23 protein-coding genes and 1 pseudogene are annotated in these 22,781 nt (G+C 64.1%); 10 read left to right on the forward strand and 14 right to left on the reverse strand.

The features are described from left to right. Nucleotides 1-42: 42 nt before the first annotated feature. On the reverse strand, nt 43-453 hold the full coding sequence (locus tag ACGI6K_RS13960) for an HPF/RaiA family ribosome-associated protein (RefSeq protein WP_376946303.1): 411 nt from the start codon (nt 451-453) through the stop codon (nt 43-45). Between the two features lie 455 nt (nt 454-908). Here ACGI6K_RS13960 and ACGI6K_RS13965 point away from each other — a divergent pair, with 455 nt between their 5' ends. Then, nucleotides 909-2,909 carry a peptidase U32 family protein gene (locus ACGI6K_RS13965; RefSeq protein ID WP_376946305.1) on the forward strand — a complete coding sequence of 667 codons (2,001 nt, stop codon included), beginning with the start codon at nt 909-911 and terminating at the stop codon, nt 2,907-2,909. A 95-nt stretch (nt 2,910-3,004) separates the two neighbouring features. Here the strand turns inward: ACGI6K_RS13965 and ACGI6K_RS13970 are convergent, their stop codons facing one another. Then, complete coding sequence (locus ACGI6K_RS13970; RefSeq protein WP_376946307.1) at nt 3,005-3,268, reverse strand: hypothetical protein; 264 nt, start codon at nt 3,266-3,268, stop codon at nt 3,005-3,007. A 751-nt stretch (nt 3,269-4,019) separates the two neighbouring features. On the opposite strand from ACGI6K_RS13970, the gene ACGI6K_RS13975 reads away from it, so the two are divergent. Both ACGI6K_RS13975 and ACGI6K_RS13980 read left to right on the forward strand, forming a co-directional pair. Then, nucleotides 4,020-4,352, forward strand: coding sequence for a hypothetical protein (locus ACGI6K_RS13975; protein ID WP_376946309.1), 333 nt, complete (start codon nt 4,020-4,022; stop codon nt 4,350-4,352). Between the two features lie 263 nt (nt 4,353-4,615). After that, the gene (locus ACGI6K_RS13980; protein ID WP_376946311.1) at nt 4,616-4,747 is read left to right on the forward strand and encodes a hypothetical protein; all 132 of its coding nucleotides are present in this window, start codon (nt 4,616-4,618) and stop codon (nt 4,745-4,747) included. Nucleotides 4,748-4,796: 49 nt separating this feature from the next. On the opposite strand, the gene ACGI6K_RS13985 is transcribed toward ACGI6K_RS13980, so the two are convergent. The 5 genes from ACGI6K_RS13985 to ACGI6K_RS14005 form a co-directional block, all read right to left on the reverse strand. After that, nucleotides 4,797-6,041, reverse strand: coding sequence for an acyltransferase family protein (locus ACGI6K_RS13985; RefSeq protein WP_376946313.1), 1,245 nt, complete (start codon nt 6,039-6,041; stop codon nt 4,797-4,799). A 199-nt stretch (nt 6,042-6,240) separates the two neighbouring features. Further along, nucleotides 6,241-6,522, reverse strand: coding sequence for a cell division protein ZapA (locus ACGI6K_RS13990; protein WP_376946315.1), 282 nt, complete (start codon nt 6,520-6,522; stop codon nt 6,241-6,243). After that, a complete protein-coding gene (locus ACGI6K_RS13995; RefSeq protein WP_376946317.1) occupies nt 6,519-6,746 on the reverse strand; it encodes a hypothetical protein in 228 nt (75 codons plus the stop codon). Before ACGI6K_RS13995 ends, ACGI6K_RS13990 begins: the two co-directional genes overlap by 4 nt. A 145-nt stretch (nt 6,747-6,891) precedes the next feature. Further along, nucleotides 6,892-7,677 carry a TSUP family transporter gene (locus tag ACGI6K_RS14000; protein ID WP_376946331.1) on the reverse strand — a complete coding sequence of 262 codons (786 nt, stop codon included), beginning with the start codon at nt 7,675-7,677 and terminating at the stop codon, nt 6,892-6,894. A gap of 190 nt (nt 7,678-7,867) precedes the next feature. Continuing rightward, on the reverse strand, nt 7,868-8,908 hold the full coding sequence (locus tag ACGI6K_RS14005; protein ID WP_376946319.1) for a DUF1176 domain-containing protein: 1,041 nt from the start codon (nt 8,906-8,908) through the stop codon (nt 7,868-7,870). Between the two features lie 243 nt (nt 8,909-9,151). Between ACGI6K_RS14005 and ACGI6K_RS14010 the strand changes: the two genes are divergently transcribed. Continuing rightward, nucleotides 9,152-9,553, forward strand: coding sequence for a DUF3597 domain-containing protein (locus tag ACGI6K_RS14010; RefSeq protein ID WP_376946321.1), 402 nt, complete (start codon nt 9,152-9,154; stop codon nt 9,551-9,553). Nucleotides 9,554-9,703: 150 nt separating this feature from the next. Beyond that, nucleotides 9,704-10,402 carry a YebC/PmpR family DNA-binding transcriptional regulator gene (locus ACGI6K_RS14015; protein WP_376946323.1) on the forward strand — a complete coding sequence of 233 codons (699 nt, stop codon included), beginning with the start codon at nt 9,704-9,706 and terminating at the stop codon, nt 10,400-10,402. Between the two features lie 38 nt (nt 10,403-10,440). On the opposite strand, the gene ACGI6K_RS14020 is transcribed toward ACGI6K_RS14015, so the two are convergent. Continuing rightward, complete coding sequence (locus ACGI6K_RS14020; RefSeq protein WP_376946325.1) at nt 10,441-10,686, reverse strand: hypothetical protein; 246 nt, start codon at nt 10,684-10,686, stop codon at nt 10,441-10,443. Nucleotides 10,687-10,861: 175 nt separating this feature from the next. Here ACGI6K_RS14020 and ACGI6K_RS14025 point away from each other — a divergent pair, with 175 nt between their 5' ends. Further along, nucleotides 10,862-11,137 carry a DUF3144 domain-containing protein gene (locus ACGI6K_RS14025; RefSeq protein WP_376946327.1) on the forward strand — a complete coding sequence of 92 codons (276 nt, stop codon included), beginning with the start codon at nt 10,862-10,864 and terminating at the stop codon, nt 11,135-11,137. 49 nt (nt 11,138-11,186) lie between these two features. Here the strand turns inward: ACGI6K_RS14025 and ACGI6K_RS14030 are convergent. Next, a pseudogene (locus ACGI6K_RS14030) lies at nt 11,187-11,649 on the reverse strand (MaoC family dehydratase). 85 nt (nt 11,650-11,734) lie between these two features. Between ACGI6K_RS14030 and ACGI6K_RS14035 the strand changes: the two are divergent. Further along, a complete protein-coding gene (locus ACGI6K_RS14035) occupies nt 11,735-12,493 on the forward strand; it encodes an IS5 family transposase (RefSeq protein ID WP_377968719.1) in 759 nt (252 codons plus the stop codon). A gap of 302 nt (nt 12,494-12,795) precedes the next feature. Here ACGI6K_RS14035 and ACGI6K_RS14040 read toward each other — a convergent pair whose 3' ends face one another. Next, nucleotides 12,796-13,056 carry a hypothetical protein gene (locus tag ACGI6K_RS14040; protein WP_376945600.1) on the reverse strand — a complete coding sequence of 87 codons (261 nt, stop codon included), beginning with the start codon at nt 13,054-13,056 and terminating at the stop codon, nt 12,796-12,798. Nucleotides 13,057-13,801: 745 nt separating this feature from the next. On the opposite strand from ACGI6K_RS14040, the gene ACGI6K_RS14045 reads away from it, so the two are divergent. Further along, nucleotides 13,802-14,146: a zinc ribbon domain-containing protein YjdM gene (locus ACGI6K_RS14045; RefSeq protein ID WP_376945602.1), complete on the forward strand. Its 345-nt coding sequence runs from the start codon at nt 13,802-13,804 to the stop codon at nt 14,144-14,146. Between the two features lie 88 nt (nt 14,147-14,234). Here ACGI6K_RS14045 and ACGI6K_RS14050 read toward each other — a convergent pair whose 3' ends face one another. Beyond that, complete coding sequence (locus tag ACGI6K_RS14050; protein WP_376945604.1) at nt 14,235-14,984, reverse strand: DUF2076 domain-containing protein; 750 nt, start codon at nt 14,982-14,984, stop codon at nt 14,235-14,237. A 611-nt stretch (nt 14,985-15,595) separates the two neighbouring features. Between ACGI6K_RS14050 and ACGI6K_RS14055 the strand changes: the two genes are divergently transcribed. Next, nucleotides 15,596-17,299 carry an AAA family ATPase gene (locus tag ACGI6K_RS14055; RefSeq protein ID WP_376945606.1) on the forward strand — a complete coding sequence of 568 codons (1,704 nt, stop codon included), beginning with the start codon at nt 15,596-15,598 and terminating at the stop codon, nt 17,297-17,299. Nucleotides 17,300-17,405: 106 nt separating this feature from the next. Continuing rightward, nucleotides 17,406-17,801: a group II truncated hemoglobin gene (locus ACGI6K_RS14060; protein WP_376945608.1), complete on the forward strand. Its 396-nt coding sequence runs from the start codon at nt 17,406-17,408 to the stop codon at nt 17,799-17,801. 186 nt (nt 17,802-17,987) lie between these two features. Here ACGI6K_RS14060 and ACGI6K_RS14065 read toward each other — a convergent pair whose 3' ends face one another. The 3 genes from ACGI6K_RS14065 to ACGI6K_RS14075 all read right to left on the reverse strand — a co-directional run bounded on the left by ACGI6K_RS14065 (nt 17,988) and on the right by ACGI6K_RS14075 (nt 22,779). Continuing rightward, nucleotides 17,988-19,358: an MFS family transporter gene (locus tag ACGI6K_RS14065; RefSeq protein ID WP_376945610.1), complete on the reverse strand. Its 1,371-nt coding sequence runs from the start codon at nt 19,356-19,358 to the stop codon at nt 17,988-17,990. Between the two features lie 239 nt (nt 19,359-19,597). After that, the gene (locus ACGI6K_RS14070; RefSeq protein WP_376945612.1) at nt 19,598-20,938 is read right to left on the reverse strand and encodes a sigma-54-dependent transcriptional regulator; all 1,341 of its coding nucleotides are present in this window, start codon (nt 20,936-20,938) and stop codon (nt 19,598-19,600) included. Nucleotides 20,939-21,000: 62 nt separating this feature from the next. Then, on the reverse strand, nt 21,001-22,779 hold the full coding sequence (locus tag ACGI6K_RS14075; RefSeq protein ID WP_376945614.1) for a sensor histidine kinase: 1,779 nt from the start codon (nt 22,777-22,779) through the stop codon (nt 21,001-21,003). Nucleotides 22,780-22,781: the final 2 nt, after the last annotated feature.

A 22,781-nucleotide genomic window follows, 5' to 3' on the forward strand; every position in this document is an offset into this window, starting at 1 on the left:
CCGCCGGCAGATCCGACCTACCGGCAGTTTTCTGCTGTGAGTTCAGGCGATGCGCAGTTGCTCCTCGATGAGGAAATCCTCCTCCAGCAAGCGGTCGCGATCGGCCACGCTGCCAGCGAACCCACGGCTGCCCGCAATGCGCTTGTTGCGCTGCTTGCCGAGCCGATGGGCCAGGGCATGGCCAAGTTTTTCCATCGCGCCGTCCAGGGCGAACTCCAGGGACTCGGCGTTATGACTCGCCGACAGCGGCTGGCATCCCCTGGCGCGGGCTTCAATCTGGCAGCGCTTGTCGTTGGCTCCGGCCTTATTGCCTTTCTCGTCGTTCAGATGGACGACAACGCGGGTCAACTCCTCGCCATAACGCTCGAACTTGTTGGCGATGGTGGCGCGGACCCAGCCGGCCAGACGGGCACTGCCTTCGATATGGTTATCGCTGTGAACTTGGAGTTGCATATGCCATTCCCTCTTCAACCGATCAGCAATGGTGCCGCGTAGTTGCATCGCGACAACTCCAGACTACGCCGAACCGTGGCGCCTGGAAGTCCCCGATGCAGAGAAAAATATGCATTGCTGACTTGTGTCAGAAATCCGTAACAATGGCGGCGATGAGGGACGTGCAATCCGAGACAGGCCTAGGATCGATATTTCGGTCGCCCCGAACCTCTCACCCTGTCTGCCGGCGGCCATCTGCCCTGCCTTCATACAAGAACATGAAATCGACCGGAGTTCGGCATAGCGATCACTTTGCCGGAAACTTCGCACGGGATACGCCCTTTCAGTCCGGACCGCTCCCCCGATCGCCCCCGATGCAGGCTGTCACCGGCCCCGTTGCCAAAGGCGCCTGAAGCGATCAAAACTCGCCCAGGCCGGCTACAATGGCCGCTCGTTTCGTCCCGAATCTCACCGCCATGTCATTACCCAAGCACCATCTGGAACTGCTCAGCCCGGCACGGGATGTGTCTATCGCCAAGGAGGCGATCCTGCATGGCGCCGATGCCGTGTACATCGGCGGCCCCAGCTTCGGTGCGCGGCACAGCGCTGGCAACGATGTGACGGATATCGCCAGCCTGGTGGAGTTCGCCCACCGGTTCCACGCCCGGGTGTTCGTCACCCTCAACACCATCCTGCACGACGACGAGCTGGAATCAGCCCGCCAGTTGATCTGGCAGCTACACGACGCGGGCATCGACGCGCTGATCGTGCAAGACATGGGCATCCTGGAAATGGACATTCCACCCATCGAGCTGCACGCCAGCACCCAGTGCGACATCCGCACCCTGGAAAAGGCGAAATTCCTGGCCGATGCCGGTTTCTCCCAACTAGTGCTGGCGCGCGAACTCGGCCTTGCGGAGGTCCGCGCCATCGGCGCGCAGGTGGACTCGACTATCGAGTTCTTCATCCACGGCGCGCTGTGCGTGGCCTTCTCCGGGCAGTGCTACATCTCCCACGCGCAGACCGGGCGCAGCGCCAACCGAGGCGACTGCTCGCAGGCCTGCCGGCTGCCCTACACCTTGAAGGACGACCAGGGCCGGGTGGTGGCCTACGACAAGCACCTGCTGTCGATGAAGGACAACAACCAAAGCGCCAACCTGCGCGCGTTGATCGATGCCGGGGTGCGCTCCTTCAAGATCGAGGGGCGCTACAAGGACATGGGCTACGTGAAGAACATCACCGCCTACTACCGGCAACGGCTCGACGAGATCCTGAGCGAGCGCCCGGAGCTGGCACGAGCCTCCAGCGGCCGGACCGAGCACTTCTTCGTACCGGACCCGGACAAGACCTTTCACCGCGGCAGCACGGACTACTTCGTCAACGAGCGCAGGATCGACATCGGCGCCTTCGATTCGCCGACCTTCACCGGCCTACCGGTGGGCGAGATCCTCAAGGTCCGCAAGAAGGACTTCATCGCCGGCACCACGGAGCCGCTCGGCAACGGCGACGGCCTAAACGTGCTGGTCAAGCGCGAAGTGGTGGGCTTCCGTGCCAGCGTCGTCGAACAGCTCGGACGCTCCGAGCGGGACGGCAAGCCCCACTGGCAATACCGCATCGAGCCCAACGAGATGCCGGCCGCGCTGAAGCAGTTGCGTCCGCATCATGCGCTGAACCGCAACCTGGACCACGACTGGCAGCAGGCGCTGCAGAAAACCTCCGCCGAGCGCCGGGTTGGGGTGCGCTGGCAGGTCCGGCTGACGGAGCGGGCACTTGACCTGAACGTCACCAGCGAGGAAGGCGTCGGCGCTTCGGCGAGTCTCGCCGGGCCTTTCGGACTGGCGAAGAAGCCGGAACAGGCGCTCGAGCAGTTGCGCGACCTGCTCGGCCAGTTGGGCACAACCCTCTACCATGCCGAAGAAGTGGAGATCGATGCACCGCAGGCATTCTTCGTCCCCAACTCCCTGCTCAAGGCCCTACGCCGCGAGGCCATCGAGGCCTTGACGACCGCCCGCCTGGCCGCCCATCGGCACGGCAGCCGCAAGCCGGTCAGCGAACCGCCACCGGTGTACCCGGAATCGCACCTGACCTTCCTGGCCAACGTGTACAACGAGAAGGCCCAAGCGTTCTATCGCCGCTACGGCGTGCAACTGATCGACTCGGCCTACGAGGCTCACGCGCAGGCCGGCGAAGTGCCAGTGATGATCACCAAGCACTGTCTGCGTTTCTCCTTCAATCTGTGCCCGAAACAGGCCGAGGGCGTCACGGGCGTGCGCACCAAGGTCGCGCCGATGCAACTGGTGCATCAGGACGAGGTGCTGACCCTGACTTTCGACTGCAAGGCTTGCGAGATGCACGTCATCGGCAGGATGAAAGGCCACATCCTCGCTCAACCCCAACCCGGCAGTACGACCGGTATCGTCGGCCAGATCAGCCCCGAGGAGCTGCTCAAGACCATCAGGAACAGGCCGCAACGCTGAGCCCGCCGGTCTGCCCGGAAGGCCGAGCCGGCGCTTGAACGAAAAAACCCCGCGTCGAGCAGGGCTTTTTCGTTCATTTTCTTCCGGTTTTCGCATCAACCCATTCTGAGACCGGTGCTGTCCACCACGCCATCCGCATGGGTTGCCACCTTGGACGAAGAACGCATCCAACGTCCCAAGCACACACCCGCCACGAACAGAACCAACCAGGTAAACGCTACGGTAAGAACAATGGCCATCAACATCGTTATCTCTCCTTGATACTCACGTTGTACGGTAATATGTAGCAATAATTCGCTCTTGACAAATTGACCAAAATCAAAAGAAGGGACTCTTTCGGTTTCGGGGTTTTCAAACATTCCGCTTGCCAGCTTTCCTTTCCACTCGATGATCCGCGCCCTCGCGTACCACTGCCAGCCGCCGGCGGATAGAAGAGCTACATGGTTTCAGCGCCCTCGCCCTCTGGCTTTCCTGTCGATACCAGCGCCCTGCTGGCATGGGCGAACAGCGGGATCGGGTCGCTGGCGACGATCGACGTCCGACAAGCCCCCGAATGCCCGGGCCGGCCATGACGCACCGGTATGCCCCGCATGGATACGCACCTTGTAGTTAAATAAAAAAATCACTACAAAACTATTGACACGACCGCCTTCATCCCCCGATGATGAAGCTGCTTCCCTAACAGGGAGCCCTGGTAAGGGTGTTCGCGGTTTGCTCGACCCACCTCGTCGAGCCACTTCGCGGCTGTACTGCCCACAAGGCGGACTGATGAAGTTGACTGGCAGTGATCGCACTGGTGGCGAGAAAGCGCTGGCGAGACATTCTGATGATGCTTGTGGCGGACCGCACGACCCCTCCGGCCCGTTCCAGACACTATCGATGCCTGCCTCCCGCCCTCTCCTCCTCGCGATCCCGCCCCGACTTCTCCAGGCTTGCTTTGTGTAGTTAGCTCAGATCGGCGCTACATAAGGCTCATGTTGTGATCTGGACCCAGCTGTACGGGATACAGGCCACCCTCCGATCCATCGATCCACGGACGGCTGGCCTGAACCGAAAGGCGGCACATTTTCGCAAACGCTCGATCAATGGATGACCATGAGGACCTTGCACATGAATCTGAACAACAACGCACTCTCTCCCGATGAATTGGCTCAACTGTTCGCCCAACGCCGGGACAAGAGCGAAAGCCACATCCTCTGGGTCTGCGAGGCAGGCGAAGTCCATCTCGATCGCCTTCCGGCCGGCATGGAGGAAACCGAATTCGAGAAGCGCACCCCTGCCATGCGTGTCAGGCTCAAAGCCTATCGCCGGGGAAAGGGCTACGTCGGCAAGAAAGCCGCGGCCGATCGGGAATTCATCGATCGCCTTCACCAGACCCTGACTGAACACTGGCGCGTCGCCCGGAGCAATCCCGGCGTTCACTATGTGGACAAATACTGCTGACCGACAATCTTGCCTGAACCCGAGCCTACCCGACGCCCTCGCCGGTTCGGGTAGGCTTTCCCATCCCGTCCCTACGTTCTCGCTTGAGAACCTCGCCTCGCACCGGCACACGCGCGCAAAGTGCCTCTTTGCCGGGAGCGCAATGCCGTCCCGCTTCCGTACTAGACTTGAACCGATCCCACAATCGAGGCCGACGCCAGGGAGGTGATGATGGTGCACGCCCCACGCATTCCCCGCTGATCCCTCTTTCCTTGGAGATAGCCATGAGCAAAAGCCACGAGACGCACAAGCAAGCCAAGAAAAAACCGCTAAAGAACCCCCAGGAAAAACGCCAGGCTAAGCGCCTCAAGAAATCCGGGCACAGCCTGCTGGGCAGCCACGGCGCTACCTCATGACCCCCGACGCGCCATGCGCCGAGCCCGTGCCACCGCATAGCCGGCAGGCTCAATCCCGCTTTTGCTCGAACACGGCCGCTGCCGGCCGTGTTGCCGGCTCCGCGCAGCTATTCCCGGCATCGAGCGCCCTGCCGCCGTTCATTAGGACGAAGCAACGCGGCGCCTTGTATGCCAACAGCAAGCCGGCGCAAAGCGCGATCGCCACAGTGACCAGAACGCTGGCCAGATAATGCGCCAGCATCCAGCCGTCCGTCGGAGCCGGGACCAGGCGCCACAGTTGGATCTTCACCTCAGCGATCAGCGGAAAGTGCATGGCATAGAGGAAGAAGGACAGACCGCCGTAGCGTGCGACAACGGCCCCCGCCGGCGTCGCCGCGAGTTGCAAAACCATTCCCCAGCAGGCCAGCACGCCGATCGGGCGCATGGCACGCGTCGCCACCGACAGCCACTCGGGCCGCTGATCGTCCCAGCCCAGCAACAGGGGTGCCGCGGCCCGCAGCGCGACGAGAACGACATAGGCCAGCGCCAGCGTCAACGCAGCACGTCGCCCCACCTCCAGCGACACACCGCCCATGCGCAACCAACCTCCCAGATAGAAAAAGAACACCACGTCGGAGCGGAAAAAGATCAGCAGGTCGTGGCCGGCCAACCACGCCGGCCCCAGTATCGCCAGTCCCACGTAGGGCGCATGGCGCAGCAGAAGCCACAAAAGCGGACTGATCAGGACAGTGACGAACAGGTCGCGCACGAACCAGAACTGGAACCCCACCGGGTGCCGGGTGAGGCCGAAGACGGCGTTGAGATAGTCAAACCAGCCGGCACGCTCGAAGCGGATATTGAGGACTCCAGGCAAGGGATCGCTCGCCCGCCAGATGAACAGGGACAGCAGGATCGCCAGGAACACGGCGTTCCAGAACACCAGCGGCAGGTACAAGGACCTCAGGCGGCGGCGAATACGCCGCTGCAGCTCGAAACGGGCGGCATGCGGCCGCGCGGCGAAGGAAAAGAACAGCCAGCCGGAAATCAAGCTGAGTAGGGGAACCGCGCTGAAGAAGAAGAACAGGACGAAGCTGTTGACGAAGGTCGCCAGCGGATGATGCGCGACGTCCATACCGTCGAAGGGCGAAACCTGCAAATTCGGGTAGCTCATGTAGTGCAGGAATACCAGGCCGACGATCAGGGTGATGCGTGCGAAACCGATGGCCCGCGACAGTTCCCGCGCGGTCGGCGGACGAGCGTCACGGCGTAGCCATCGCGTAAAACCATCGCCGAACTTCACTGCCTGGAGTTTCACTGGCGTGTCCTCCACGGTGAACGATCAGGGGGCGCGTATTCGCTTCGATGGCTCGGCTTCGCTTGTTCCGGATAGCGCCACCCCGCCCGCGCGCTTTCGCGCCGGCCAGTACTCCTGGGACCCAGGGCTTTCCTTTCGCGATCCGGCTGGGCGACGGCCTGCATGCCTTCCGTCGGAGCGCGCGGGCCGGCGCGGCGGGCTACGCCTGCGACTGGCGGTTGATCTGCTCGATGCAGGCGGCGAGGCGCTGCTCGGCCGCGCGCATTTGCCGCTCCTGCTGTAGCAGCGGGACGCAGAGATTGAGGGCCGTCAGCACCAGCAGTTCGTCCTTGCTGGCGGCGGGAAAACGCTGGCGGCTTTCCGACAGGCGCTGCTGAAGCAGGTCGGCGGCCTCCTGCAGGACGCGCTCCTCGCTGGCGGAGGCCTTGATCGGGTAGTCGCGCCCGAGAATCTTCAGGACACGAACGCCATTCTCCTTCATGCGAGGCTACTGGCACCGGCGCGTTCAAGCAGCGCCTGCAGGCGGGCGAGCGTAGCGGCCTGCCGCTCTTCTTGTTCGAGGGCGGCCAGTTGCAGGTTGTCGTTCTCCTCCCTAGCCTGGCGCAGCTCCTGCTCAAGCTGGCTGCAATTTTCGGCCAGAGTGCGATTCTGTTGCAGAAGATCGGCCACGACGCGTTCGAGTTGAGCAAGGGTTGTATCAAGCATGGTAAGTATCTGAATCCGTGAGGAAGCGGAGAAGGTTATCTAAGAACACAGGCAAAAGGAAAAGTTTTCGAGCGGATTGTTGCGCCGTGCAACCCGGCGCATTCAGCCGCCTTAGCGCGGCATGGCCGAACCGCGCCTGTGCTGTTCAGCCATGCCCGAACCAATGTTGCCAGGCCAGACGCACCGTCAGGACCAGCACCATGCCGATGAACAGCGGACGGATGAGGCGGCCTCCGCCGCCGATGGCGGTACGGGCGCCCAGCCAGGCGCCGGTCATCAGCGCACAGCCCATGCTCAGGCCGAGTAGCCAAGCCACCTGGCCGCTGCCGATGAAGACACTCAAGGCCACGGCGTTGCTGACGAAATTCATGCTGCGGGCCACGCCGCTGGCGCGCACCAGGTCGAGCGGATACAGCAGCAGGGAGCTGACCGTCCAGAAGGTGCCGGTACCGGGACCCGCCACACCGTCGTAGGCGCCGAGGGCGAGACCTTGCGGCCACTGGCGTAGCTTCGCGATCCGCGCATCGGGCCGGTGGATGCCGCCCGGAGTAGGGCTGAACAGCAGATACAGCCCGCAGGCGAAGACGATGACCGGCAGCGACTGGTTCAGCCACCTGGCCGGCAGGTAATGGGCGACGGCGGCGCCCAGGAGCGCGCCGAGGGCGGTAGCGACGAGTGCGCCATACCACTGCCGGGGATGGAACAGGCCACGCCGGATGAAGGTCAGGCTGGCGATAGCCGCGCCGAAGGTGAAGCAGAGCTTGTTGGTCCCCAGCACCAGATGCGGCGGCAGGCCGGCGGTCAGCAGCGCGGGTACCGTGATCAGGCCGCCCCCGCCGGCGATGGCGTCGATGAAACCGGCGACGAAGGCCACGCATGCCAGGACGACGAGGGTGACAGGGTCCAAGGCGATTTCGAAGGCAAAGGACATGACGAAGGTGCGTCCCGGCGAGAGGAAGGCCGCGGATGGTAGCGCGTCGCGCCAGCGCCGCGAATCCTCGCAAGACACTTTCATTCATTCGCCCCGGCTCGCCGCTATCCACCGCTGAAAAGCCTCGATTGGAAGCCCCCGGCCCTCCCTCCGCCGGATGACGCAGCGAGCGAAGCTGAAAACGCCTCTCCTACGGCCTGGCCGCACGCCACAGCTCCGGCCAGTCATCGGGTGGGCTGCCGGCGCACCGCTGCATCATTCGCATGGACTGCAATTGGAAGCGCTCGCCGTCGAACAGCCAACTGCCCGCATCGCCGCAATCGCCGACACCCCTGCCCTTCATGAAATACCCCAGCTCTCCGCTCCCTTCGTCGTAGTTGACCCAGCCGCCGAGTCCCTCGCCGCCGAACGGCAAGGGGTCGATACGCAGCGGCTGGCGCGGATAAGGCGCCTGGCGGGCGACACGGTAGAGGGCGAAACTGCAGTTATAGGTCGCACAGGACGTCTGGATCAGCACCAGCGCTTCCTGGCCGTTGAGGGCATGGACCTCGGCTTCGGGCTCCAGGCTCTCCGGGTCGGCCTCCAGCCATTCGCTACGCGTGGCCTCCATCACCGCTAGGGGGATGCCCTGACGCTCGGCGTCGGTCAGCGGCGTGACACCGGGGAAAGGCCGCAGCAGGGGCAGCGGCGGCGCTTCCGGCACCTCGCGATCGTCGCGCTCGCCCAGTCGGTATAGCGCGCCGCGGGTGTCCAGGCGCCCCTGCACCGAATCCATCAACAATAGCGCCGCGGAAAGGCCGGCGAGGGAAAGCTCGGCCTCCTCGCCCTCCGCGTCCAGGCGCAGGATCTCGCCATTGCGCCACTCGGCCAGCAGTGCGCGCGCCATATCGCCCTCGCCGTGCACGATCGGCTCTCCTTCGCCCACCCCGGTCCGCAGAAGGCTCGCCAGCGCATCCGGCAGCGGCCGGTCGTCGGTCGACAACGTGAAATGCCCGGGCTGCCCGCTGTAGGTCAGACGCACCCACGGCGAGGTCCGGGGGCCGGCATCGCGGCCGATCACCAGCCGCAAGGGGCTGAAGCCGAAAGCTGTGGCACTGATGGCCTGGCAACTGCGCAGGTTGTCGCAAGCCACCACCCAGTCCTTGATTTCGCGATACAGGGGAACCGGCTCCGGCGCCGCCTGGGCGGCGCCTCCGAGCAGGAGAAGAGTCACGGGCAACAGGCGCGACATGGGAGCTCCGTTCTGCATGGGGCAATCTTGACGCGCATCTTGCGCGCCGAACCGGGACGCCACAAGCGCGACCGGCGGGCGCCGCCGGCCGCCGACAGCAGTACGGCACCCCGCACCGTGTACCCGATACCGTCATTTTTCGGCAAATTGCTAGTATTTCCCCGGCAACTACCGCCCGGATAACGACGCCTCCTTGATCTATTATGCTCCACTTCGCCACAACCGAAAAATGGAGGGTCCCCCATGGGCTTGTTCAGCAATATTCTCAATTCGCTCGGGTTCGGCTCGAAAGCGCGGTCGGAGGAAGCTCCGACCAGTGCACCACCATCGACGCCCACACCGGCCGGTCCCACACCGACCGCCTCCACGACGACGAATGGCGGACCGGTGGACGTGGTGGGCAAACTGGAAGACTTGGCAGCCAGACACCCGGAAAAGCTCAACTGGAAGACCTCTATCGTCGACCTGCTCAAGCTACTCGATCTGGACAGCAGCCTGCAGGCGCGTAAGGAATTGGCCGGCGAACTGGGCTGTCCGCCGGAGAAGATGGGCGATTCGGCGCAGATGAACACCTGGCTGCACAAGGCCGTACTGCAGAAGCTGGCGGAAAACGGTGGTAACGTGCCGCCCGAGCTGCTGCATTGAGTCCCGCGCGCCCGGAAGGAGACACGGGCGCCGTCATTGCCGCCGGCGGTTTCATTCCCGGTGCTGCCCTGCCCGCTCGCGAAGCGCTAGAATCGCCCCCTTTCGTTCCCGGACCGGCCGGGAGCCGATCGTTGCAGCGAGAGAACCGATATGGGCGCCCAGTGGAAAGCCAGACCTAAGGAAATTGCCGCCAATGCCAAGGGCAAGATCTTCGGCAAGCTGGTCAAGGAAATCATGATTGCCGCACGCAACGGTGCGGACCCGGACATGAACCCCAAGCTGCGCCTGGCGGTGTATCAGGCGAAGAAGGCCTCGATGCCCAAGGACACCCTGGAGCGCGCCATCAAGAAAGGCGCGGGACTCTCCGGCGAGGTGGTCAACTACGAGCGCACGCTCTACGAGGGCTTCGCCCCGCACCGCGTGCCGGTGATTGTCGAGTGCTTGACCGACAACATCAACCGCACCGTGGCGGAAATCCGCGTGCTGTTCCGCAAGGGCCAACTCGGCACTTCCGGCTCGGTGAGCTGGGACTTCGACCACCTGGGCATGATCGAGGCCGCCGCCGAGAACGGCGCCGATCCGGAGCTGGCCGCCATTGAGGCTGGTGCCCAGGACTTCGAGCCCGCCGAGGAAGGCGCCACCCTGTTCTATACCGATCCGACCGACCTGGACGCGGTGTGCAAAGCGCTGCCGGAGTTCGGCTTCACTGTGCAGTCAGCCAACCTCGGCTACAAGGCGAAGAACCCGGTGAACCTGTCGGGCAGCGAACTCGAGGAGGTCGAGGCCTTCCTCGAAGCCCTCGACAACCATGACGACGTGCAGAACGTCTACGTCGGCCTGAGCGCCTGACACGCCCGGCCGCGCAAGCGCAACGCCGGGACGCCCTGTCACAGCGCATGGGGTTCCCAGAGCAGTTCGCCGTCGTCGCGGATCTCGACCACCTTGCTCAAGGCGGCCTCGGCCGCCGCGTCGGCTTCGGAGGCCAGATCGTAGCGCTGGCCGTTGGCCACCCTATGTACACGGGCGTTTTCGTCCTTTCCCCGGCGCTTGACGGCGATGACGGCCTCGAAGACATCGTCGACGGGAACAGCCGAGGAAATGGCATCGAACTTGGCAAAATGCTTGCGGGCCATATGACTCTCCCTTGCTGGGTCGCTGTGTTGTAATGGACAACGCGAACCCGCGAAAACTTCGCCGGACCGCCGGGCAGCCCTCGGTCCCCCCTACTCCGGCGCCGTGGCAGGCGCTGTTTACTTGCGTGCCACATACAACGAAAACACTCCCTTTTAATGCCAACAGGAGCCGAACATGTCCAACAACCCCGTAAACATGGAAATCTTCGACATGGCCGATGAGTTCATCGCCGTCGCCAACCGCCTGCTCGAAGAGGAACAGAAGGATCTGGGGCAGATCAGCGCTGCCATCCGCTACGCCGCGGCCCGCTTCAGCGCCCACGAGGCTGCGTGCCGCTCCGGCGACCTGTCGGCCGACAAGGAGAAGGCCTTCGACTGGTATAGAGAGCAGTTCAGCAAGATGCTGGACGAGAACCTCGACCAGCATATCGAGATGGCCAAGCATCGCTGATCGAATGCCAGGCAGGCGGGACGCTTGCCCTCGCCTGCCAACATCGCCTCTACAGCGGCCGCCGGAACACGACCAGCTTGGTCAGCAAGCGTTGCACCACCTCGCCACGCTGGTTCAGCGTCAAGCTTTCCAGAGCGACGATGCCGCGATCCGGCCTGGATCGCGACGGCATGATCGCCTGGATGCAGCTCTCCACGTGCAGGGTGTCCCCCGCCCGGGTCGGCCTGGGCCAATCGATCTCGCCGCCGGCGCCGATCAGTCCGCCGGCCAAGGGCATGCCGCTGGTGACCAGCAGACGCATGGTGATGGCCGCGGTATGCCAATCGCTGGCCGCCAGCCCGTCAAATAGGGTCTGCCTAGCCGCCTCGTCATCCAGATGAAAGGGCTGCGGGTCGAATTGCGCGGCGAAGGCTTTGAGAACCTCTTCGTCCAGCACGAATTCGCTACTGCGAAAGCGCGCCCACGGCCAGATTGTCCAGATAAAGATTCATCTCTCGCCGGACAGCGCTCATGGTGCATGCCTCTTTTTTCCATTTCGATCGCTTATCCCGTTAGGCCCTGTTGACGTAAGCCCAGCGCTAAAATTTGGCTTTTGCCATGACCGACAGAAACCAGCTGAGCGATAACGCTTGGGCACAGATACAAACTCTGCTGAGCACCACGAAGGGTGCCCGACTGCTGAAGGCCCCGAGCTGCCGCCGGTTCGTCGAAGCGGTGTTGTGGATACTGCGCACCGGTGCCCAATGGCGGATGCTTCCCAGCCGCTTCGGAGCTTGGAACAGCGTCTTCAAGCGCTTTTCACGCTGGTGCAGGCTCGGCATCTGCAACAAGCTCCACTCGGCGCTCAGTCTTGAGGCCGACCTCCAGCATGTCTGCATCGACAGTTCCATTATCCGTGCTCATGCCTGCGCGGCAGGAGCGGCCCATAGCTCGGCTTCCGAGGAGGCATTGGGGCGCTCGCGCGGTGGCTTTGGCCGCAAGATCCATGCGCTGACCGATGCATTGGGTCTGCCGATTCGCTTCATTTTGACGGGGGCCCAGACGGCCGATATCACCCAGACGGTCTCGCTCTTGGAGGGGATCAGTACGTCGGCGCTGCTGGCCGACAAGGGCTATGACGCCAACACGCTTCTGGCATGGCTGGAGGGGCGTCAGATTCAGGCGGTGATTCCGCCCCGAAGCCACCGGCTTGAGCAGCGCTCCTGCGACTGGCATCTCTATAAGGAACGCCATGTCATTGAGTGCATGTTCGGCAAGTTGAAGCACTATCGGCGGATCGCTACGCGGTACGAGAAGAAGGCCAGCCATTTCCAGTCCATGCTGGCCTTCGCTGCTGCTCTGCTGTGGTTACGCTGATACGTCAACAGGGCCTAGGCGAGGCAGTCAGTGCAAGGCAAAAATAGGCAAAAAAGCGGAGTTTACGAGCTGTAAATGAGCATTTTGAGCCTGTTTTTAACGCAGCGATGACCACGTAGGTAGTTTTTAGATGTGCCCTAGAGTGGCCGGTGGACAAGACCGGGACAATAACGCTTGCAGCCTAATCCTCGATATTTGTGGCCAGCAGGCATCACAGCGTAGGACAGTCCGGCGGGCGCCGGGTCGAGGGTGGAAAGCGTCTCGCGGCTTTGCCATCCACCGGGACCGGGAGTGCCAGCCGTTCAGGCCGCTTCGAAAAAGAGCGATTTGCCGTGGTCGAGGCACTGATCGACCAGCCACTTGCCGTGCGCGATGGAGGCGTGCTGGGCCTGCTCCAATTCGGCCATGAGGGCGTATCCGACCGGCAGGGGCAAACGCCGGGTGGTGCGGCCTTCCGGTGTGGTGATGCGGCAGCCGCCAGCCCAGGGCATGGGGCCGCCCTCATGCTGCAGGACGTCGGCGGCAATGGTGTGATCGCGGTAGGTGCATTGCATCAGGGACATGGTCGAAACCTCGCTGTGTGCGGGCCGTCCGCCGGCATCCGCTGCCCCGGCACGGCCGGTTGCGGCCCGGATGTTCCGCCCGGCGCCGCGGCTAGCGCGGGCGGGAGTCGCGTCCTGCACGCCTCATCCGATCCTGACAGGGTATAGCACAGGCCGTCGCCGGCATGCCGCCGCCAGTCGGCCGTGTTCCCGGCGATCTATAGTTGTGGTGAGCCAGCGGTATTTTCCGGCGCGCGGGCACCGCCGCGACAACATATGACTCGAACGCGAGAGAACGATCGTGTTCGATATGGATCACCGGCCGGGAGTTCGCGAAGCTTACCTTGTGACCTGAAGCTCGAAGCGCTGGATGCGGCCAGAGCCGATGCCATCGTGCAGGAAATCGACCGCCTGGTGGGGGTGGACAGGGTCGTCAGCGGTCGCCTGAATATCGCCTACGACGCCGTACCTGGACCTCGAGCAGTTGGAAGAGATCGTGCGCAGGCACGGCAGCGACCTCGACCATGGCTAGTGGACACATTTCAAGGAAGGCTGGTACCGCTTCGCCGATCGGAACCTCAAGGAAAACGCCCGGCACGAACCCTGGTCCCGCCACCGGATAATGCCCAGAAGGTAGAGGGGCCACGCAACGAAGAGCGGAGCCTCCGGCCACCGGACTTGCGGCCATCGGCCCAGCCGCTGTCGGGGCCGGCCAAAAGCTATACAATCCCCGCCCCATTCATTGTGCTGTACCCGAGGACACCCCATGAGCTCCCTGCCTCCCTGCCCCAAATGCGCTTCCGAATACACCTACGAGGACGGCATCCAACTGGTCTGTCCGGAATGCGCCCACGAATGGTCCGCCGGCGGAGCGGCCGAAACGGCGGAAGAAGGCGGCAGGGTGATCAAGGACTCGGTCGGCAACGTCCTGCAGGACGGCGACATCATCAGCGTGATCAAGGATCTAAAGGTCAAGGGCTCGTCCCTGGTGGTGAAGGTCGGCACCAAGGTGAAGAATATCCGCCTGTGCGACGGCGACCACGACATCGATTGCAAGATCGACGGGATCGGCGCGATGAAGCTAAAGTCGGAGTTCGTGAAGAAAGTCTGATGTCCTGGAACCAGGGGCACCTCGCGTGCGAAGCGCCCCGCGGCATCCCGCGGAGCCGTCCGGGACGGCTCCGCGTCTGCAGATCGGATCAGACGAAGTCTTCGTCGTCGCCGCCAAAGAAGTCGCCACCGGCATCGTCACTGTCAGCAAAGTAGTCGCCGCCGCTACTGCCGCTATCGGCGAAGTAGTCTTCCTGCGGCGCATGGCTTTCTTCGGCGACCTGCGGAGCCGGCTCCGGCGCGGCCGCCGCGGTTTCGGCAGCCGCATGATGCCCCTCGTCACCGTTGAACAGATCCATCAGCACATTGCCCAGCACCACGCCGCCGGCCACGCCGGCCGCAGTCTGCAGGGCACCGGAGAGGAAACCGCCCCCCCCCGCGCCACCACGCTGGAAGCCGGGCTGCTGGCCAAAGCCGGGCTGTTGGCCGAAGCCGCCCTGATTGCCGTAGCCGGGCTCGTTCCAACCCGAAGAAGCAGCTGGGCGGGCCACCGGCTGTTGCGGTTGGGCGGCGGGCTGCTGGGGCTTCGGCTCGCTGCGGCCACCGCCGAACAGGCCGGCCAGAAAACCGCCGCTACTTTGCTGGCGGCTGTCGTTCCGGGCCTGCTGCTTCAGTTGTTCGATCTGGGCCTCGAGCTCCTTGACGCGGTCGTTGAGCTGTTGGATGGCGTTTTCCTGCACGATGATCGCCTGGGCCATGTAGTAGGGAGCAGCCGGCTGACGGGCGATGTGCTCCCTGATTACGCTCTCGGCCTGCGGATCGCGAGGCGTGGACTGGCCTTCGACATCGCGGAGGCGGGAAAACAGGCCATCGATCAGATTCTTCTCTTCAGACTGCATGGTTTTCTCTACTGGACTGGTTGCCGATGAAGGATGGCATGCCGCAAGGCGTGCGCTAGTTACATATAAGGCCGGACATCGAAAAATCAAACACCTTCGGCCCGAAACTTTCAAAAAAGTCGAACTTGCCGTCTAATTTCGGCAAAAGGCAATAAAACTGAAGCAAAAATTCGAGAAGCCGACATGAACTGTCCGAGCCGGGAAATCCAAGGTGATACTGCAACCGCACTTAAGAAATGTCAAAGTCCAGCTATTACAAAAATTGTCCCATCTACAGTGAGAAATGCCGTCCGTTTCGAAAAAGAAAAATGAATGAAGCGAACTTTCGGATACATAAACCTTATATGACTTCGCGCGATACACATATGCCGATCGAAACGATGCTTCCGTTCGCCTTCCGGGCCAGCCCCTGGTCCGGCCCCTGAAACCATGCCGGGCACATTCCGGCCGCCCAGGAGCCCCGCAACTTTGTCCCCTACCCCACACAGACGCCATTCCGATATGTAGCGAAGCGTACAAAAAACAGACTTAGTTATTTAAAATCAATTGGTTATCCCATGGCATGCGGCTTGCTGGAGCACCTATCCCGTAGTTACCAAGGCTGGTCCGGCATGAAACTTCTCATCGATCGACCCCACGTCGAGGCGTTGGTCAGCGAATTCCCCGAGCTATCGGCGCTGACCCACCAACTGAAATTCGGCAACCGGGCCGAAGTGGTCTTCGAGCAATTGACGCTGGCGCAACTCGACCACCTGCACCGGCTGTACCTCGCCGCAGGACCGGGCATGGAGCTACGCGCCGCGCAGATCGCCACCCTGCGCCGCGCGGTGAGCGACGGCGGCGAGCGCTACGGCGAGCGCGATCTGGAGCGGATGGTCCCGGCGGTCGCCGAGTTCCTGATCCGTGACGCGATCCGCGGCTGGCTGTTCAAGATCAACATGGCCGGCAAGCCGCTCGCCTACTTGGTCTCGCGCATCGACTTCACCCCGCCGGGCGAAGAGGAAAGCGGGCGCATCCTGATCGAGCTGAAGGCCAACTCCATGGCCCGGGTGGTGTCGCAAACCCTGACCATTCTCGAACGCGACATCCTCGGCCGGAGCATCGCGGAAATCCTCATTGCCAAGGGCTTTCTCAAGGAAACGCCGGAGCTGATCGCCGCCTACGACCACTCCGCGGCGCGCTTCTTCGAACACCGCGCCGACTACGGCCGGCAGTTCTCCGCCAGCGGCACCGGCATCTTCGCCGAGGACCCGACCGCCACCCACCGCAGCACCGACTGGGCGCGCAAGGAGCGGGTGGTGCTCTCCTCCAGCGGCGGCAGTGCGCGGCTGGTCAACGACGAGGAAATCCTCAAGGATCGGGATCTGCTGCTCGACGCCAGCGGCGACGTGCTCGGCAAGTACCTGCGCAAGGCCGGGCGCAGCGTGAAGTACGACGAACGCGTGGAGAAGGCCGCCGAAGCGGTGCGCGCCGACATCCCCGAAGGAGTGTTCGCCGAACTGCCGGTGCACGGCTACATCCTGATGTTCCACCTCGACCTACACCACCACCTGTGGGTGCACGTCGACGACATGCAGCCCTACGTCTATCAGCCGGAACTCAAGGACAAACTGATCCTGCCGCCGGAACAGACCGACCTGATCGACATCCTCACCGCCGAGATGGACGTGCTGATGGACGACATCGTCGAAGGCAAGTCAGGCGGCACCACGGTGCTCTGCGCCGGCCCGCCCGGGGTGGGCAAAACGCTGACCGCCGAGGTCTACTCGGAGATCATCAAGCGCCCGCTGTACCGCGTGCACTCCGGCCAACTCGGCCTGAACGTCACGGAGATGGAGAAGACCCTCAAAGCCACCCTAACCCGCGCTCAGCGCTGGGGCGCGGTGATGCTGATCGACGAGGCCGACGTGTACATCAAGCGGCGCGACGACAACATCACCGCCAACGCGGTGGTCGGCGTGTTCCTGCGTGTACTGGAGTACTTCAACGGGCTGCTGTTTCTCACCACCAACCGGGTCGACGACATCGACGAGGCGGTAGTGTCGCGTTGCATCGCGCTGATCAAATACCACCCGCCCGGCCTGGAGGATCGCCGGCGGATCTGGCGGGTGATGACCGAGCAGTTCGGCCTGAACGTCGCCCCCGAACTCTGCGAACGTCTGGCCGCCCTCTTCCCCGACGCCAGCGGACGCGACATCAAGGGCCTGGCCAAGCTGGTGGCCAAGTACTGCCATCATAAGTCGGTGAAGCCGACCCTGGCGGTATTCGAACGCTGCAGCATCTTCCGCGGCATGGATATGGGCGGACACGCTTGAAGCACATCTATCCGGCAACGTCCCGGTGAAACCTCTTCTCCGCCCCGGATCGAGACCACTCTGCCGGCGGCGGGGCGGCATCCGAACCACCAAAGGAGTTTTTTGCATGATCAACGTCCTCACCCCCTACCAGTTGCTCGGCGGTGAAGAAGGCGTGCGCCGGCTGTGCAACGCCTTCTACGACAACATGGAGCAACTGCCCGAAGCGGAAGGCATTCGCCGCATGCACGGCGCGGACACCACGGCGGTACGCGAGAAACTCTTCGAATACCTCTCCGGCTGGCTCGGCGGCCCGAAGCTGTACTTGGAAAAGTACGGCACAGTCTCCATGGGCTTGCCGCACAGGCCCTTTGCCATCGGCCCGAAGGAGCGCGACCAGTGGATGCTGTGCCTGAACAAGGCGCTGGACGACATCGGCGCCAGTGAAACGGCCAAGGGCTTGATCAAGGCACCGATCTACGCCTTCGCCGACCATGTGCGCAACCGCGAAACCTCGGACTGAGCCCGAAGGGCTTCGGGACCTGCATATTCGAAGGATTGCCTTGGGGGGCGGAAAACTGCGCGGCGTTTTTTAGCGGAGCCATTGCCGCCGCCCTGAGCGGTGCGGATGCGGGAGGGAAAACGGGACAGACGGCCGAACGGCGCATCCACCCCGCCCGCGACGGGCGGAGCGGACGGCCGGAGACGGTCAGTGGTCGTGGTGCAGGTAGGAGGCCTGCTTCGGCAGGCGCAGGCTGAACAGGAAGGCGATCACCAGCATGCCCGTCACGTACCAGTAGAAGACCTCTTCATGGCCGATCGACTTCAGGCCGAGCGCCACGTATTCAGCGGTACCGCCGAACAGGGCGTTGGCGATGGCGTAGGACAGGCCGACGCCCAGCGCGCGCACCTCCGGCGGAAACATCTCGGCCTTCACGATGCCGCCGATCGAGGTGTAGAAGCTGACGATAGCCATGCCCAGGATGATCAACACGCCGGCCAGGGCGGGACTGCCGATGCCCTTCAGGGTCGACAGGATCGGCAGGGTGCATAGCGCGCCCAGGGCGGCGAAGCAGAGCATCGAGGTACGCCGGCCGATGCGGTCGGACAGGGCGCCGAACAGCGGCTGCATCAGCATGTAGCAGAACAGCGCGAAGGTCATGATGCCGCTGGCGGTCTTGGCGTCCATGCCCGCCGTGTTGACCAGGTACTTCTGCATGTAGGTGGTGAAGGTGTAGAACATCAGCGAGCCGCCGGCGGTATAGCCGAGCACGGTGATGAAGGCGGCCTTGTGATGCTTGAACAGGCCGGCTATGCTGCCCGCCTCCTTGCTGGCTCGGCTTTCCGCCGTAGTGGTCTCCTCCAAGGAACGGCGCAGCAACAGGGCGATCACCGCCGCGAAGGCGCCGATCACGAACGGAATGCGCCAGCCCCAGGCCTTCAGTTCATCGGTGCTGAGCAGTTGCTGCAGGATCACCACCACCAGCACCGCCAGCAACTGGCCGCCAATCAGGGTGACGTACTGGAACGAGGAGTAGAAGCCGCGTCTGCCCTTGAGCGCCACCTCGCTCATGTAGGTCGCGGTGGTACCGTACTCACCGCCGACCGAAAGCCCCTGGAACAGGCGGCACAACAGCAGCAGAGCCGGTGCGGCTACGCCGATGCTCTCGTAGGTCGGCAGGAAGGCGATCACCAGCGAGCCGGCGCACATCATCAGCACCGAGATCAGCATCGAGGTCTTGCGGCCGTGCTTGTCGGCGATCCGCCCGAATAGCCAGCCGCCGATCGGGCGCATCAAAAAGCCGGCGGCGAATACCCCTGCGGTGTTGAGCAACTGGACGGTGGGGTCGGCCGTGGGGAAGAAGGCCGGGGCGAAGTAGATGGCACAGAAGGCATAGACATAAAAATCGAACCATTCCACCAAGTTGCCGGAGGAGGCGCCGACGATGGCGAAGATCCGCTGGCGACGCTCGGCGGCCGTGTATTCGGTTCTTTCGGCGGCTCCGGACGGGGTTGCGTCGGAACGGTCGGCGGCAAGGTCCGTAGTGGCAGACAGGTCGGGACTGTTGGGGATTGTCATTGTACTTCTCCGTTTCTCGTGGGAGTTCCCGGCTGCGCGGCAGCCGCAGCCGGCAAAAGCCCGCTGGACGTCCGGGTGGACAACGGACGCCAGGGCAACGGAAGTGTGTTTAGCAGAAACCGGGCCAAGGCTGGCAAAGGCTCTAGATCGGGACTTTGCAAAAAAATGGCAGGGTGCCGTCGGCAATTTTCCGCCGATACTAGAGGACCGATCAGCAAAAATCCGCCGACACCTTCCTCTCAGTCCCGGTCCCCGGCGGGCAGGAAATCGATGCGGTTCAGACCGTAACGTTGCATCTTCTCGTTGAGCGTCCGCCGGGGCAGTTGCAGCAGAGCCATGACCTCAGCGATGTTGCCGCAGCACTGCTGCAGGGCTTGGCGTAGGCACTGCGCCTCGAAGACCTCCATCTGCGCCGACAGCGACTGCGGTGCGGCCAGCGCCTCGCCGGTCCGCCCGCCCAAGCCGAGTACGTGACGCTCGGCGGCGTTGGCCAGCTCGCGCACGTTGCCCGGCCAGTCGTGAGCCATGAGCCGCGCCAGTTCAGCGGCCGCGAGCGGGCGCGGTTCGCGGTCGTGACGCTCGGCCGCGGCGAGGGCGAAATACTCGAACAGCAGCGGAATGTCTTCGCGTCGCTCGCGCAGCGGCGGGACGCGCAACTCGGCGACATTAAGCCGGTACAGGAGATCCTCGCGAAAACGCCCGGCGCGCACTTCGGCGACCAGGTCCGGCTTGACCGCGCCGATCACCCGCAGGTCGACGGCGATGCTGCGGTTGGAGCCGAGCCGCTCCAGCGTCTTCTCCTGCAGCACGCGCAACAACTTGACCTGCTGCGCCAGCGGCAGGCTCTCGATCTCGTCGAGGAACAGGGTGCCGCCGTCGGCGTGCTCGATACGGCCGATGCGCTTGCCCTGGGCGCCGGTGAAGGCGCCGCTCTCGTGGCCGAACAGCTCGCTCTCGAACAACTGCTCGGGAATCGCCGCGCAGTTGAGTGCGACAAAAGCCTTGCCGGCGCGCGGGCCGAAGGTATGCAGACAGCGCGCTACACATTCCTTGCCGCTGCCGGTCTCGCCGCGGACCAGCACGTTGACCGTGGTCGGTGCCAGTTCGAGGATCTGTCGACGCAGCTCCTCCATCGCCGGCGACACACCGAGCAGGCGGCCCTCAATGTGCTCGCACCGCGCCACCTGGCGGCGCAGCGTACGGTTCTCGCAGACCAGCCGGCGCATCTCCAGGGCGCGCCGCAGGCTGCCGAGTAGGCGCTCGGGGCTGAAGGGCTTCTCGATGAAATCGTAGGCGCCCTGCTGCATCGCGGTCACCGCTATGGGCACGTCGCCATGCCCGGTGACCATGATCACCGGCAATTCGGCATCCAGCGCCTTGAGGCGTTCGAGCAGCGCCAGGCCGTCCATGCCGGGCATACGCACATCGCTGACCACCACCCCAGGGAAGTCGGCGTCGAGCAGCGCTAGCGCCTCCTCGGCACGGGCGCAGGTACGCACCGCGAGCCCGGACAGCTCCAGCCATTGCTGCACCGCTTCGCGGATCGGTGCTTCGTCGTCGATGAAGAGAATTTGCTGCATGTCCGATGGCCCGTGGGGTTAGTTGGTGGATTCGGAATGGCCTGGCCAGGGCGTGACACGCCCTAACTCTCCTGCGAGCCGGCCTGCAGTGTATCCGGCGGCGCCACGGCCGGCAGCCGGATGACGAATTGCGCGCCGTCGCCGGTATTGCCGACCTCCATCTGACCGCCCGATTCGCGGACGATCCCATAGGACACAGCCAAGCCGAGGCCGAGCCCCTCGCCCACCGGCTTGGTGGTGAAGAACGGCTCGAACACGCGCGACAGGTGCTCGGCGGCGATGCCGCCACCGCTGTCGGCGACGCTCAGCAGCCAGTCGCTGCCGTCGCGATGCAGTGCGATACGCAGTTCGCGGCGTGCCTGCCCGACCATGGCGTCTAGAGCATTGTGCAGCAGGTTGACCAACACCTGTTCGAAGCGGATCGCATTACCCTCGACCCAGGCCCGCGGCGCACGCAGACGCAGCACCTGCACCGCGTCCTGGCGGATACGCGCCTCCAGCAGGAGCAGCGCATGGTCGACGACGGCATCCAGCGCCAGGCGCTCGCGCAGGCCGCCGGGGGTATCGCGGGCGAAGGTCTTGAGATGGCCGGTGAGCGCCGCCATGCGCGTGAGCAGCCCATCGATGCGCTCCAAGCAGGTGCGCATCGCCGCCGAGTCGTTCTTCGCCAGCAGCAGTTGCAGGCTGCCGAGTTGCATGCGCATGGCGGTCAACGGTTGGTTGATCTCATGGGCCAGGGCCGCCGACATCTGCCCCAGGGCAGCCATCTTGGCCGCCTGCACCAGTTCGTCCTGGGCCTTGCGCAACGCCGCGGTGCGCTCCTCGACCAGCCGCTCCAACTCGGCCCGGCGGCGCAGCAGCAGGCGGCGGTTCTTCTGCCGCTGGCCGAGGAACAGGAAGAGGAACGCCAACGCCAGCCAGATGCCGGCGGCGGCCAACCCGTAGCTGCGCACCGCGGCACCCGGCACGCGCGCCTCGCGCAGCAACTCCAGGGTCCAGCCCTCGTCGGCCAGCGGCTGGCTCAGGCGCAGGTAGTCGCGCCGGCCCTCCGGGCCGTCGATGCGCAGCAGCTCGCCGCCACCGTCGAGCGTGCGCAGCGGCTGCAGCGCCAGCGGCCGCACTTCGCGGATGCCATAGCGGCGGGCATCGACCGGACGGGGTGGCTCCGCCGCCGCCGACTCCTGCAGCAGACGAAACCGCCAGGCCGGCCGGCTGGCGAGGATGGCCACGGCTTGCTGGTCGACCACCAGCAGGATGCCCGGCTGTCCAGCCCAATCGCGCTGCAGGTCCTCCATGACCAGCTTGAACACTAGCACGCCGAGCGTGCGCCCTCCCGCATCGCGCACCGCGCGGGACAGGAAGTAGCCGGGCACCCCGGTGGTCGCGCCGACGCCGAAATAGCGGGCACCGCCCTCGCGCAGGGCATCCTGGAAATACGGGCGGAAGGCATAGTTGCCGCCGACGAAGTTGTTCGGCTCCCGCCAGTTGCTGGCAGCGATGGCCGTGCCCTGCAGATCGAGCAGGAAGATCACTCCGACCCCCGCCTCCCGGTTGAGCCGCTGCAGACGCCGATTGAGCCGCGCGCGTGCGGACGGATCGGAGGACTCCTGCAGCAGCGCCTGGATCTCAGTGTCCAGGGCGATGATCGCCGGCAGCGCGCGGAAGCGTTCGACCAGGATGCGCAGCGACTGGGCGTACAGCTCCAGTTGGCCGCGCGCCTCGACATCGAGTTCGCTCCAGTGGCGCCGCTCGGCGTAGAGACCTGCCAGCCAGACGCTGGCCAGCAGCCCGGCGAAGATCACCAGGACGACCAGCGGCACGCGTGGGCGGACGAACGGCATGA

The sequence above is a fragment of the Azorhizophilus paspali genome, assembly GCF_043587585.2.
In the GTDB taxonomy this organism is placed as follows: domain Bacteria; phylum Pseudomonadota; class Gammaproteobacteria; order Pseudomonadales; family Pseudomonadaceae; genus Azotobacter; species Azotobacter paspali.